This window comes from Cellulosimicrobium sp. BMG9.22, from assembly GCF_059159975.1.
The window spans coordinates 135,579-148,168 of the sequence record NZ_JBZGBY010000001.1 but is presented as its reverse complement, the minus strand read 5'-3'; the positions used below and the strand labels follow the sequence as shown (position 1 = coordinate 148,168).

Below are 12,590 nucleotides of genomic sequence, written 5' to 3'. Positions count from 1 at the left end.
AGCGGCTCGACGGTGCCGACCGTGGGGTGCGAGGAGAGAAACTCCTACGCGACTGCCGCGCGCTACCACTACGCGTCGCTCGAGGTCCCGGAGGACGTCGTCGCCGACCTGCGGGTGTTCTTCGCCTGAATCCGACGACGGAGCGGCGGCTCGCGGTCCTCAGGGCCGCGGGCCGCCGCGGCGCGCGAGCAGGAGCGCGGGGTCGTGCGAGACGTTCGCGTCCGTCGGTGCCGTCTCGCCGTCCACGAGGGCCGCGAGACGGACCCGGTGCTCCGAGAGCTGAGCCAGCCGGCCGTCGATGCGGGCCAGCTCGTGCTGAAGGACCGGGTCGAGGCACGGCTCGACGTCGCCCGTCCCGTCGCACGCGCACGCGAGGACCTGCGCGATCACCGCGGTCGACAGCCCGGCGTCCAGGAGACGACGGATCCGCGCGACCCGCTCGACGTCGTCGGGCGCGTACTGCCGCTGGCCGGACGCCGAGCGCTGAGGGGCGAGCAGCCCCTGCTCCTCGTAGTAGCGCAGCAGCCGGGGGCTCGTCCCGGTCTCCCGGGCGACGTCCCCGACCCGCAGCGTGACGTCGGTCACCATCGCTTGCCCCTCTCATGCATGTGAGCCCCGAGCATCGGTCCCATGACGAACCGAACACATCTTCTCGGCGGCGATCTTCCCGTCCACCGCATCGGGCTCGGCACCATGCGTCTCGCGGACCGGCCCGGCGAACGCCGGGGTGCCACCGCCCCCGTCTGGCAGGCTCCCACGGACCGCGACGACCTCGTCCGCCTCGTCCGCACCGCGGTCGACCTGGGCGTCGACCTCGTGGACACCGCGGACGCGTACGCGCTCGGGGCGGGGGAGGAGCTCGTGGGGGAGGCGCTCGCCGGGGTTGCCGGGCCGGTCGCGGTCGCGACCAAGGTGGGCGTCGTCCGTCCGGCGCCCGACGAGTGGATCCCGCTCGGCCACCCCGCCTACCTCCGCCAGCAGGTCGAGCTGAGCCTGCGCCGCCTGGGCCGCGACACGATCGACCTGCTCTACCTGCACCGCGTCGACGACGCCTACCCGCTCGCCGACCAGGTCGGCGCCCTGGCACGGGCGGTCGAGGAGGGCAAGGCACGACACATCGGGCTGTCCGAGGTCACGACGGCGCAGCTCGACGCGGCGCGGGAGGTCGCGCCGATCGCGGCGGTGCAGAACCTGTACAACGTCACGGCTCGCGACCACGACCCGGTCGTCGAGCGCACGGGTGAGCTCGGCATCGCCTTCGTCCCGTTCTTCCCGGTGTCGTTCGACCCTCACGCGGCTCCCGGCCTCGTCGACGTCGCGACGCGGCGCGGTCTCAGCCCGCGGCAGGTCGCGCTCGCGTGGCTCCTGCACCGCGGGCCGCACGTGGTCCCGATCCCGGGCACGACGTCGGTCGGGCACCTCGCGCACAACCTCGCCGCGGCGGAGGTCCGGCTCGACGAGCGTGAGCTCGCCGTGATCGGCGCCGGCCGACGGGTGTCGACGGCGGCCTGACGAGCACGCCGTCGCGTGCGGTCGAGCACGACGTTGCTGTCGTTGTCGGGCTGATCACGACAGCAACGTCGTGTTCGGCGCGAGAATGGGGCGGTGTTCGACCGACCCGTCACCCGCCTCGACCCCGTCCCGCGCCGCGTCCGCGTGCACGCCGTCCAGGAGACGTCCGCAGCGCTGCGGCGCATCACCTTTCGCGAGGCCGCTTCGGCCGTGCACGACGACGGCCGGCCGGCCGGCCCGGACGCCGACGGCTCGGGTGGGGCCTCCCTCTCGACGCTGCGCGCCCTCGGCCCGGACGACCACGTCAAGGTCTTCCTCCCCGACCCGGGGACCGGGGTCCTGCACGCCCCGACGCTCACGGCCGACGGCGCCCTCCAGCGCCCGACCGGCGTGGTCTCGATCTCGCGCGAGCTGACGGTCCGCGCGACCCGCGTCGTCGACGGCGTCGCCGAGGTCGACGTCGACTGGGTCCTGCACGGGGGCTCCGACCGGGGCGCGCCGCCCACGGGCGAGGGGGGTCCGGCGTCGGCGTGGGCCGCGCGCGCGACGCCGGGCGACGAGGTCGTGCTCGTGGGCCCGACGGCGAGCCGCGGCGTTCCGGACGGGGTCGGCCGGCTCCTGCTCGTCGGGGACGAGACGGGGCTGCCGGCGCTCGCCCGGTGGGCGGACGCCGTCGGCCCGGACGTCCCCGTGACGGCGATCGTCGAGATCGGCGACGACGTCGACGAGGCGTTCGTCGAGGACGAGCTCGGGCGCGCGACGCTCGAGCTCCTCTACCGCACCGACGGGCCGGGCCAGCTCGCGGAGGCCGTCCGCGCGCTGGGTGCGCTCGACCCTGACGAGTACGTGTTCGGCGCGGGCGAGGCGACCGACCTCGCGCACGTGCGCCGCGACCTGCGACGAGGCGGCGCACGCCCCGACCAGCTCGGGCTCCACGGCTACTGGCGTCGCGGCGTCGTGAACCTCGACCCCGACGCGCCGCTCGACCCGACCGACCCCGACTGACCGGCCCCACCAGGTGCCGAACCCGGGGTTGCGGGTGGATTCGACGGCCGGATGCCCCGGAACCCCGGGTTCGGCGGCGACGCTCGCGCAAGAATCCTGGCCCGCGCGGGACGGGTGTCCCGTGACGCCCGGGACGCGACCGGACGACCGTGGAGACGTCAACGTCCCGTTCCGGTCCCGGAGGCCGTCATGCGCAAGGTGTACGTCGTCCTGACCGCGCTGCTGCTCGTCGCGGTCGTCATCCAGTTCTACTTCGCCGCGTTCGGGGTGTTCACCGCCCCCGCCACCGACGACGCGTTCGTGCTGCACCAGACGAACGGCCGCATCGCGATCCCGCTGCTCACGATCCTCGCGACCGTGGCCGCCGCGCTCGCGCGCGCCGGCAGCCGCACGGTGTGGCTCACGCTCCTGCCGCTCGGCCTGATCGTCGTGCAGATCCTGCTGTTCGTCCTCGCGGGGGCGACGGGCTCGACGCCCGAGCGCACGACCGTCGTCGGCAGCGCGATCCTCGGCCTGCACGCCGTCAACGGCCTCGCGATCCTGTGGACGTGCGTCGTGCTCGTCCGCCGTGCGCTGCGTCTCGCGCGGACCGGCAGCGTGCACGCGCGCGCGCCCGAGTCCCAGCCGCTCGCCCCGGTGCGCTGAGTCCGGCCTGCGGAGCGCACCGTGCACCCCACCGTCGCCCTCCTCGGCCTCGACCTCGCGCTGACGGTCCTCGGGACCGTCCTGTGGGTCGTCGCGGCGGTCCTCGCGGGCGCCACGTCTCCCGAGCAGGGGACCCCCGACCAGGCCGCACGCAGCGGGGCGAGGGCCGAGGTGGCGAGGACTGAGACGACCGTGACGACGGGCGCCGTCCGCCGCCGGGACCTCGGCGCGGCAGGGGCGGCCCTCGCGGCGCTGCTCGCGCTGACGGTCCGCGCCGTCGCCCTGGCGCGGGTGGGCGACCGGGGCGGGGACGGCGGCTGGTGGTTCGTGGGCGAGCGCGTCGCGATCGGCCTGCCCCTCGCCGTGGCGGGCGCGGTGGTGGCCCTCGTGGGTGCCGGCCCGGTCCTCGTCCGCGCTGTGCGACCTCGGGGGCAGGGCCGGGAGCGCGGCCGCGACGTCGGTGCCCGACGGCGCGCCGTCGCCTCGGCGTCCCTCCTCACCGGGGCGGCGGGGTCCCTCGGGGCGCTCGCGGCGACGACCGTGGTCGGCTACCCGGTCGTCCCGCTCGCGGCGGTGTGGCTCGTCGCGCTCGTCGGCGGAGCCGCCGCGGTCGTCTGGGTGGTGCTCGTCGTCCGGCCGCGGCGCCGGGTCCGGGCGTCCGCGGGGATCGCGTACGCGCTCGCGCTGGTCCTCGCGGGTGGCTGGGCGTGGGCCGACGACGCCGCCGCCCGGGTCGGACCGGTCGCCCTCCACGGGGACGCCGGTGCGCATGCGGCCCGCGACCCCTCGTACGGCGAGCCGGGCACGTCCGGGACCTCCTCGGGCGTGACCGTGACGGACCTGCGTCTCGCACCCGACGACGTGCCCGACGGCGCGGCGGTCCGCCGCTACGCCCTCACGGCCCGGACCGAGCGGATCACCCTCCCGACCGGCACGACCGTCGACGCGTGGACCTTCGCGCAGACCCGGGCCGAGACCGCCGCCGAGGCCTCCGGGGAGACCGGCGGCACCGTGCCCGGCCCCGCGCTCACGGCGACGCAGGGGGACGTCGTCGAGGTGACGCTCCGCAACGCCGACGTCGCCGCGGGCGTCACGCTGCACTGGCACGGCTACGACGTGCCGAACGCCATGGACGGCGTCGCCGGGGTCACGCAGGACGCCGTCGCGCCGGGGGAGGAGCTCACGTACCGGTTCGTCGCCGACCAGGCGGGCACGTACTGGTACCACACGCACCAGTCGTCGGCCCGGGGCGTGCAGCGCGGGCTGTACGGGACGCTCGTCGTGCGGCCGCGGGGCGCCCCGCTCGCGGACCTCGACCTCGTGCTGCCGGTGCACACCCTCGACGGCGCGACGCTCCTCGGCGGGTCGGACGTCCCCGTCGCGCACGAGGCCGCTCCTGGCGCCACCGTCCGGCTGCGTCTCGTGAACACGGACCAGGTGCCGCGACGGTTCTCGGTGGAGGGTGCGTCGTTCCGCGTCCTCGCGGTCGACGGGGACGACCTGCACGGACCGCACGAGCTGTCCGGTGCCTCCGCGGGGCGCGGGGGGACCGTGCTGCGCGTGCCCGCGGGCGGGCGCTACGACGTCGGGCTGACCATGCCCGACGGCGACGTGCGCCTCGCGGTGGAGGGCGCGCCCGGGGCAGGGCTCGTGCTGGGCGCCTCCGGTACCGCGGCCCCGGCGGAGGTGACGTTCGTCGACGGCGCCGAGCTCGACCTGCTCGACTACGGCACTCCGGTCCGCGCGGACCCGCACCCGGAGGGCGACCACCCCGACGGCGGGGCGGCCCGCCCGGACGTCGACGTCCTGCTCGTGCTCGACCGTCAGCTCCGCCCGGTGCACGGCGTCCCCGCGTACGCGTGGACGGTGAACGGGCGCGTGTGGCCGCACGTCCCGCCGATCACGGTCCACGAGGGCGACCTCGTCCGACTCGTGGTGGTCAACCGCAGCACCGAGACGCATCCCGTCCACCCGCACGGGCACGACGTCGAGGTCGTCGCGCGCGACGGCGTCGCGCCGCGGGGCAGCCCGCTGCACCTGGACACGTTCGACGTGCGTCCCGGGGAGGTGTGGGAGGTGCTGCTGCGCGCCGACAACCCCGGTCTGTGGATGTCCCACTGTCACAACCTCGACCACGCCGCGCTCGGCATGGTGCTGCACCTCGCGTACGCGGGAGTCACCACGCCCTACGAGCTCGGCGGTCACGGGCCCGGGAACCGGCCCGCCCCGAACGACCCGGAGTGAGGCGACCGTCTTCGTCCGCCGTACCGATCCTCCTTGGAGCGTGATCCCATGACCGCACCCGTGCCCACCCCGGCCACGCCGACGACGTCCGGCCGCCCCGTCCAGCTGTCTCGCCCGAAGGTGGCCCGAGTCCCGGCGCTCACCCGGCCGGTCCGCGCGCTCGCCGTCCTCGGCAGCGTGGCCGGCCTCGTGGGAGGCGTCGCACTGATCGGGTTCTTCGTCCTCGCGGACCCGTGGAGCATGGGTGGGTACGGACCCTGGGCGTGGCTCGGGCCCGCGAGCGACCTGCTCGGCGCGGTGTTCGCGCTCGCCCTGGTGCCCGCGACGCTCGAGCTCGCCCGGGCGTTCGGCAAGGACCGGCTCGCGCGGTGGTGGGGCGTCGCGACGGCGTTCGCACTCGTCGCCCACGCCGGGGTGTCCGTGCTGCTGGTCGACGGCCGGGTCGGCCTCGACGTCCAGTACGTCGTGAGCGCGGTCGAGGTACCGGTGCTCGTCGTGTGGGTCGCGCTCGTGAGCCGGCGTGGCGAGCGCCGAGGCCTCGTCGGCTGGGCGACCGCGCGGCTCGGGACGGCGGTCGTGGTGCTGATCGCGGCCGGGGCGGTCCTCGCGGTCCCGGCGTTCGCCCTGTTCCCGCCCGGCTCGCCGGGCCAGATGGCGCTCCTCTCGCCCGGGGTGCTCGCGTGGGTCGCGCTCTCGGCCTGGCCGGCGGTGCTCGCGCTCGCGTCCTCGCCGACCGGCCCACCCGGTCTCGTGCTGGCTGCGGACGGCCTGGTGCGCCGGGGGTACCGGGCGAGCGGCGGACGGCTCTTCGGCCGCGCGCAGGGCGCGCCGGTCCTCCTGCTCACGACCACGGGGCGCCGCACGGGCGAGCCTCGCACGGTGCCGGTGGTGCACGTGCGCGACGGCGATGCCTTCGTCGTCGCGGCGTGGAACCGGGGACGTGCTCGCCTTCCCGCGTGGTTCGGCGACCTGGTCGCCGACCCGGACGTCCGCGTCGAGGTCCGCCGCGAGGTGCTCGTCGCGCGGGGGACGGAGCTCGGCGGAGCGGACGAGCGGGCTGCGCGAGAGCTGTTCGTGACGACGTACCCGCGCGTCGCGCGCTCCTGGCGCAGGACGTCGCGCCGCGTCCCGCTCGCGCGCCTCGACCCCTTGTGACACCGGGTCGTGGTGACGGCGACGCCGGACGCCGTCACCATGAACCTATGGGCACGGTCGCGACCGGCTCGGGACCCACCCTGCGTGGCGCCGCGCAGGGGGCCTCGGCGCGCGCGTGGCAGGTCGTCGCCGTCGTGCTGTCGGTGCTGGCGCTCGCGGTCGCGGTGGCGTTCACCTCGTGGCGCGCGGCGTCGCCGGACGAGTGCGCGCGCCTCACGTCGTCGTCCCGCGACTGGCCCGTGGGCGCGCTCGCGCCGCGGGTGGCCGAGCCGTGCCCCCTGGCCGACGGCGACCGGGTCGTGGCGCTCTCGACCACCCCCGCGCCGACGGCGGACGAGGCCGAGCGCGACCCTGCGCCGGACGCCGCAGCGGCCGGTCGGGACGTCGTCCGGTACACCGTCGTGCGCGACGGCGCACCGACCGAGGTGGACGTCCCGAGCACCCCAGCGGACCTCGCGGCACGCCTCGTCCCCGCGTGGTCGACGCTCCTGTTCGTCACCGCGCTGCTCGCCGTCGCCGTCTACGCCTTCGCCCTGCGACCGCGCGCACCGAGCACCGCCGCGCTGCTCCTCGCCGGTTCCGGCCTCGCGTCGAGCACGCTCGTGCACGTCCTCGAGCTGCCCCTGCGCGGGGCGTTCGAGACGGCGCCGCGCGCCCTCTTCCTGGGCGGCGTCGTGGGGTGCTACCTGCTCGCGTGGGGCGGTGTCGCGGCGCTCGTCCTGCTGTTCCCGTGGCCCGTCCGCCTCGCGCGGTGGGCCGGGCTCGTCGCCGCCGGCCCGCTCGTCGCGACGGGCGTCGCGGGGGCGGTGACGGCGCTCGCGACGCCCGGGGTCGCCGGCGCCCGGGCGGCGTCGTCCACCGCGGTGGTCCAGGACGTGGCGGACGCGACGTGGTCGTCCGTGGCGCACGTCCTGCTCCTCGCCCAGGAGTACCTCGCGGTGGCGGTGCTCGCCGGGGTCGTGGCGGTCGTCGTCGTGCGGCTGCGGTCCGGGGCGCCGACGGCGGAGGCCGCGCAGCAGCTCCGGTGGGTCGGCGGGACGGCGGTCGCCTCGTCCGCCCTCGTCGGCGCGGTGTGGTTCGTGCCGCAGCTCCTCGTCGGCGCGCCGCTGCTGCCGATCGCGTGGGTCGGGCTCCCGGGGCTGCTGGCCGTCGGCGGGCTCGTCGTGGCCCTCCTGCGGCACGGGCTGTTCGGGCACGACGTCGTGCTGGTCCGCACGATCGTCGCCTCGCTCCTCACGCTCGGCATCGTCACCGTCTACGCCACGGTCGTCGCGCTGCTCGGGTCGCGCGCGTCGTCGACCGTGCCCACGGGTGTCGCGCTCGTCGCGGCTGCCGCCGTCGCACTCGCCCTCAACCCCCTGCGGGTCGGCCTCACGCGCGTCGTCCGGAGGGCGCTGTTCGGCGACAGGGACGACCCGTACCGCGTGCTCAGCCGTCTCGGCGAGCGGATCGCCGACGCCACGCGGCGCGACGTCCTGCCGCTCGTCGCCGAGGAGGTGGCGCGGGCGCTGCACGCGCCGTGGGTCGTCGTCGAGGCGGACGGGCGCGAGCCGGTCACCGCGGGACCCGCGGCGACGACGTCGTCCGGCACTCACCCCGAACCCGGGGTTATCACCCGATCAGCAGCCCGAACCGGGGACAACCCCGGATTCGGCGGGTCCGGCGAGGCGGTCGCCGAGTCCGTCCCGCTCGTGCTCCACGGCGAGCGGCTCGGCACGCTGCGGGTCGCGCGGCGCTCGCCGAACGAGCCGTACGGCCTCGCGGAACGGCGCCTCCTCGCCGACCTCGCCGGCCGGGTCGCCGCCGCCGTGCTGGAGGAACGGCTCGACGCCGACGTCCGCGCGTCGCGCGAACGGCTCGTCCTCGCGCGAGAGGAGGAGCGTCGAGCGCTGCGCCGGGCCCTGCACGACGAGGTGACGCCCGCCGTCGCGGGCATCGCCCTGCGCGCGGCGACGGCGCGCGCGCTCGTCGAGCGGGGTGAGCGAGCCGTGGAGGCGATCGCGACGCTCGACGCCATCCGTGACGACGCGACGCGCACGGCCGCCGAGATCCGCACGCTGTCGTACCGGTTGCGCCCGCCCGCGCTCGACGAGCGCGGCCTCGTCGTCGCGCTGCGCGAGCACGCGGACGCGCTGCCGCTCGACGTCGAGGTGGACAGCGACGTCGACGGCCTGGCGCTGCCTGCCGCGACGGAGGTCGCCGCGTACCGGATCGCGGTCGAGGCGCTCGCGAACGTCGTCGCGCACGCCGGGGCGACCCGCTGCACCCTGCGGATCGAGGCGGTGCCCGGTGCGCTGCGGGTCGTCGTGGAGGACGACGGCGCGGGCCTCGGGCGCGCGCGCTGGGGCGTCGGGCTCGCCGCGATGCGCGAGCGCGCCACGGAGCTCGGTGGTTCGCTGGTGGTCGGGCCGGCCGGCGCGGCCGGTGCGCACGACGGCGGCACGCGGGTCGTCGCCGAGCTGCCGGCGGAGGAGATCGGGAGGAGCGACCGGTGACCGACCCCGTGCGTGTGCTCGTCGCCGACGACCACCCCCTCTACCGCGACGGTCTCGCGGGCCTGCTCGGCACGGTGGACGACCTCACGGTGGTCGGGAGGGCCGAGGACGGCGTGCAGGCGGTCGCGCTCGCGGAAGAGCTCACGCCGGACGTCGTCGTCCTGGACCTCAAGATGCCGGGGATCGACGGCATCGAGGCCACCCGGCGCATCGTCGCGGCCGCCCCGCACACGGCGGTGCTCATGCTGACGATGTTCGACGACGACGCGCTCGTCTTCCGCGCGATCCGCGCCGGCGCGCGGGGCTACGTGCTCAAGGGCGCGGACCCGGTCGCCGTGCTCGCCGCGGTCCGGGCGGTCGCGCGCGGCGAGGCGGTGTTCAGCCCCGACCTCGCGAGCCGCCTGAGCGCCTGGTTCGCGAGCGTCCCCGCCGACCTCGGTCCGTTCGCCCAGCTCACGCCGCGAGAGCGCGAGGTGCTCGACCTGCTCGCGCGCGGGCTCGGCAACCCGGCGATCGCGGAACGGCTGGGGATCAGCGCGAAGACGGTCCGCAACGTGGTGTCGAACGTGCTCGTCAAGCTGCAGGTCGTCGACCGTGCGGCGGCGATCGCCCGGGCTCGGGACGCGGGTCTGGGCGCGTGAGCGCCGCGCGACGGCCCGACGAGCGCGAGTCTCGAGGGACTCAGAGCGTGTCTGTGAACTGGGTGTCGGTGCAGGTCAGCACGGTATGAAGCAGGGAACTCCTGGTAGAAACGGGGTTGTCGAGACCAACCGCACCTACCAGGAGTTCGCGTGTCAGTATCGCCGATGTGCGCGTGTTCGTCATGCCCGGCCCACGACAGGAGCGGCCGGGCGCCGCGGCGGCGACATGTCTACCCGTCCTCGTCGATGACCGACGCGCAGTGGGAGCTCATCGCCGCCTTGATGCCACCAGCGGGCAGCACGGGCCCCAAGGGTGGACGGCCCGAGAAGTGGGACCGGCGCCTGGTGCTGGACGCGATCTTCTACCTGGTCCGTGGCGGGATCGCGTGGCGGGCGCTGCCGTCAGACTTCCCACCGCACCAGACCGTGTACGCCCGGTTCCGTGCGTGGACACGGGCCGGGGTGTGGTGTCGGATCTACGCCGCGCTGCGCGAGCAGGCCCGCGTGCGCGCGGGCCGTTCGCCGATGCCGACCGCGGCGGTGATCGATTCGCAGACCGTGCGCGCAGCCGACACCGTCCCGACGACGTCCAGCGGGTATGACGCGGGGAAGAAGACCAAGGGCCGCAAGCGACATATCGCGGTCGACACCGGCGGGTTGCTGCTCGCCGTCGTGGTCACGATCGCGTCCATCCAGGACCGAGACGGCGCGTTCCGTATCACCGCAAGGCTGCGCGAGGCGTTCTCCACGATCACCCTGGTCTGGGCCGACGGCGGATACGCCGGCCGGTTCGTCACCGACGCCCACAGGATCTGGAACCTCGCGATCGCTGTCGTGAAACGACCCGCCGCGGCCACAGGCTTCGTCCTGCTGCGCCGCCGCTGGGTCGTGGAACGCACCTTCGGCTGGCTGGCCAAACACCGGCGCCTCGTGCGCGACTACGAGACCCTGCCCGAGAACCACGAAGCCATGATCTGGATCGCCTCCGCATGGCAACTCAGCCGCCGACTCACCCGCTGACCAAGTTCACAGACGCTCTCTCAGAGATCGTGCAGCGCGTCGACGGCGAGCCCGCGGCTCGCGGTCGCGAGCCGCGAGCCGTTCGTCCACAGCGCCGTGCACCCGTGCACCTGCGCGGCGGCGAGGTGCAGCGCGTCGGGCGTGCGGAGCGACGACGCCGCGCGCAGCCGGGCGGCGCGGTCGAACACCGCCGACCCGAGCGGCACCTCGACGAACAGGTCGAGCGCCGCCCGGTACCGGTCCTCGAGCTCGACGTCCCCGCGGCGCAGCGGACCGACGAGGCACTCCAGCCGGACGAGCGGGCTGATCGCGAACTCGTCGGCGCTGTGGCGGGCGAGGAGCTCGCGGACGCGAGGCCCGCGCTCGGCGTCCTCGACCGCACAGATCACGACGCACGAGTCGAGGTAGATCACTCCCAGCCCTCGCGCTCGGCCTCGATGTCGGCATCGACCGCCTCACGCGACCGCACCGACCGGGCCGCCGGCGGATGGTCGTCGAGCCACTCGACGATCGCTGCCCCCGTGCCGTGCGCGAGGTCGACGCGCACGGGGACGAGGCGCACGAGCGGCACGCCTCGGCGCGCGATGACGACGTCCTCGCCCGCCGCGGCGCGGGCGACGAGCTGGGACAGGTTGTTCTTGGCCTCGAGCACGTTGACCTGCACGGGAGTCCTCCAGTCGGGCGGAGCTCTGGCCAGGATGCCTGGCTAGAAGGCTGGTGTCTGCCCGCGGCGTAACGGGCTGCGCGCGGGCCGCCGCTGCGCGAGGCTGTGCGCATGACCCGACTTCTCGTGCTCGGCGGCTCCGACTTCGTGGGGCGCGCCGTCGTCGACGACGCGCTCGCGCGCGGCTGGGACGTCACCGTCCTCAACCGGGGCGCCACGCCCGTACCCGACGGCGTCCGGCAGCTCGTCGGCGACCGCACCCGGGCGGACGGCCTGGACGCGCTGCGCCCGGTCGAGGGCCCGCGCGACGTCCCGCAGAAGTGGGACGTCGTCGTCGACACGTGGTCGTGGGGCCCTGTCGCGGTGCGCGACGCGACGCGGCTGCTCGCGGGGCGTCTGCCGGGCGACAGCCGGTACGTGTACGTGTCGTCGCGCTCGGTCTACCCGTTCCCGGCGGCGCGCGGCGCCGACGAGTCCGCACCTCTCGTCGACGGCGACCCGGACGACGAGGCGTTCGACGACTACGCACGCGCCAAACGAGGTTCGGAGATCGCGGCCGTCGAGGCGCTCGGCGACCGGGCGCTGCTCCTGCGTGCGGGACTGATCCTCGGGCCGCGCGAGAACGTCGGGCGGCTGCCGTGGTGGCTGCGGCGCGTCGCGCGCGGCGGGCCGGTGCTCGCACCCGGCCCGGCGGAGCTGCCGCTCCAGTACGTCGACGCACGCGACCTCGCGGCGTTCGCGCTCGACGCGGCGGGCGCGGGGGCGTCGGGTCCGGTGGACGTCGTGAGCGCGCCGGGGCACACGACCATGGGTGAGCTGCTCGCCGCGTGGGTCGCGGTGACGGCCGACGACGCTGCAGCGGCCGGGAGCCCGCCCGCCGAGCTGGTGTGGGTCGAGCCCGAGACGGTGCTCGCGGCCGGGATCGAGCCGTGGTCCCAGCTCCCGGTGTGGCTGCCGCCGGGTGAGCTGCACGACGCCATGCACGGGTCGGACACGTCGCGCGCGTTCACGCTCGGCCTGCGCACGCGCGACGTCCGCGAGACGGTGCACGACACCTGGGCCTGGCTCCGCGGGCTCGACGCCGCGGGCGAGGCGACGCCGCACCGGGCGGACCGCCCCGCCGTCGGGCTCCCGCCCGACCTCGAGGCCGCCGCGCTCCGCGCGGCCGCCATCGGCTGACCCACCGACCGGCCACCCACCGACCCGCCG

At 75.9% G+C, this 12,590-nt stretch carries 12 protein-coding genes; 9 read left to right on the top strand and 3 right to left on the bottom strand.

The features are described 5' to 3' along the window. Positions 1 to 159 precede the first annotated feature (159 nt). Entirely contained in the window at positions 160 to 588 is a 429-nt protein-coding gene (locus AC4H2H_RS00670) for a MerR family transcriptional regulator (RefSeq protein ID WP_494368885.1), read from the bottom strand. Between the two features lie 42 nt (positions 589 to 630). Between AC4H2H_RS00670 and AC4H2H_RS00665 the strand changes: the two genes are divergently transcribed. The 8 genes from AC4H2H_RS00665 to AC4H2H_RS00630 all read left to right on the top strand — a co-directional run bounded on the left by AC4H2H_RS00665 (position 631) and on the right by AC4H2H_RS00630 (position 10,717). Beyond that, positions 631 to 1,512 carry an aldo/keto reductase gene (locus AC4H2H_RS00665; RefSeq protein WP_494368884.1) on the top strand — a complete coding sequence of 294 codons (882 nt, stop codon included), beginning with the start codon at positions 631 to 633 and terminating at the stop codon, positions 1,510 to 1,512. A gap of 93 nt (positions 1,513 to 1,605) precedes the next feature. Next, positions 1,606 to 2,517, top strand: a complete 912-nt coding sequence (locus AC4H2H_RS00660; RefSeq protein ID WP_494368883.1) for a siderophore-interacting protein — start codon at positions 1,606 to 1,608, stop codon at positions 2,515 to 2,517. A gap of 189 nt (positions 2,518 to 2,706) precedes the next feature. Next, positions 2,707 to 3,162, top strand: a complete 456-nt coding sequence (locus AC4H2H_RS00655; protein ID WP_494368882.1) for a DUF6220 domain-containing protein — start codon at positions 2,707 to 2,709, stop codon at positions 3,160 to 3,162. Positions 3,163 to 3,183: 21 nt separating this feature from the next. Beyond that, positions 3,184 to 5,406: a multicopper oxidase family protein gene (locus AC4H2H_RS00650; RefSeq protein ID WP_494368881.1), complete on the top strand. Its 2,223-nt coding sequence runs from the start codon at positions 3,184 to 3,186 to the stop codon at positions 5,404 to 5,406. Between the two features lie 48 nt (positions 5,407 to 5,454). Then, positions 5,455 to 6,561 carry a nitroreductase/quinone reductase family protein gene (locus AC4H2H_RS00645; protein ID WP_494368880.1) on the top strand — a complete coding sequence of 369 codons (1,107 nt, stop codon included), beginning with the start codon at positions 5,455 to 5,457 and terminating at the stop codon, positions 6,559 to 6,561. Between the two features lie 47 nt (positions 6,562 to 6,608). Then, a complete protein-coding gene (locus tag AC4H2H_RS00640; protein ID WP_494368879.1) occupies positions 6,609 to 9,056 on the top strand; it encodes an ATP-binding protein in 2,448 nt (815 codons plus the stop codon). Next, positions 9,053 to 9,697 carry a response regulator gene (locus AC4H2H_RS00635; protein ID WP_494368878.1) on the top strand — a complete coding sequence of 215 codons (645 nt, stop codon included), beginning with the start codon at positions 9,053 to 9,055 and terminating at the stop codon, positions 9,695 to 9,697. Before AC4H2H_RS00640 ends, AC4H2H_RS00635 begins: the two co-directional genes overlap by 4 nt. Before the next feature lie 246 nt (positions 9,698 to 9,943). Then, on the top strand, positions 9,944 to 10,717 hold the full coding sequence (locus AC4H2H_RS00630) for an IS5 family transposase (protein WP_494368877.1): 774 nt from the start codon (positions 9,944 to 9,946) through the stop codon (positions 10,715 to 10,717). 20 nt (positions 10,718 to 10,737) lie between these two features. Here AC4H2H_RS00630 and AC4H2H_RS00625 read toward each other — a convergent pair whose 3' ends face one another. After that, positions 10,738 to 11,130, bottom strand: a complete 393-nt coding sequence (locus AC4H2H_RS00625; protein WP_494368876.1) for a type II toxin-antitoxin system VapC family toxin — start codon at positions 11,128 to 11,130, stop codon at positions 10,738 to 10,740. After that, entirely contained in the window at positions 11,127 to 11,381 is a 255-nt protein-coding gene (locus tag AC4H2H_RS00620; RefSeq protein ID WP_494368875.1) for a type II toxin-antitoxin system Phd/YefM family antitoxin, read from the bottom strand. Before AC4H2H_RS00620 ends, AC4H2H_RS00625 begins: the two co-directional genes overlap by 4 nt. Positions 11,382 to 11,492: 111 nt before the next feature. On the opposite strand from AC4H2H_RS00620, the gene AC4H2H_RS00615 reads away from it, so the two are divergent. Beyond that, entirely contained in the window at positions 11,493 to 12,560 is a 1,068-nt protein-coding gene (locus tag AC4H2H_RS00615; RefSeq protein WP_494368874.1) for an NAD-dependent epimerase/dehydratase family protein, read from the top strand. The last annotated feature ends 30 nt before the right edge of the window (positions 12,561 to 12,590 follow it).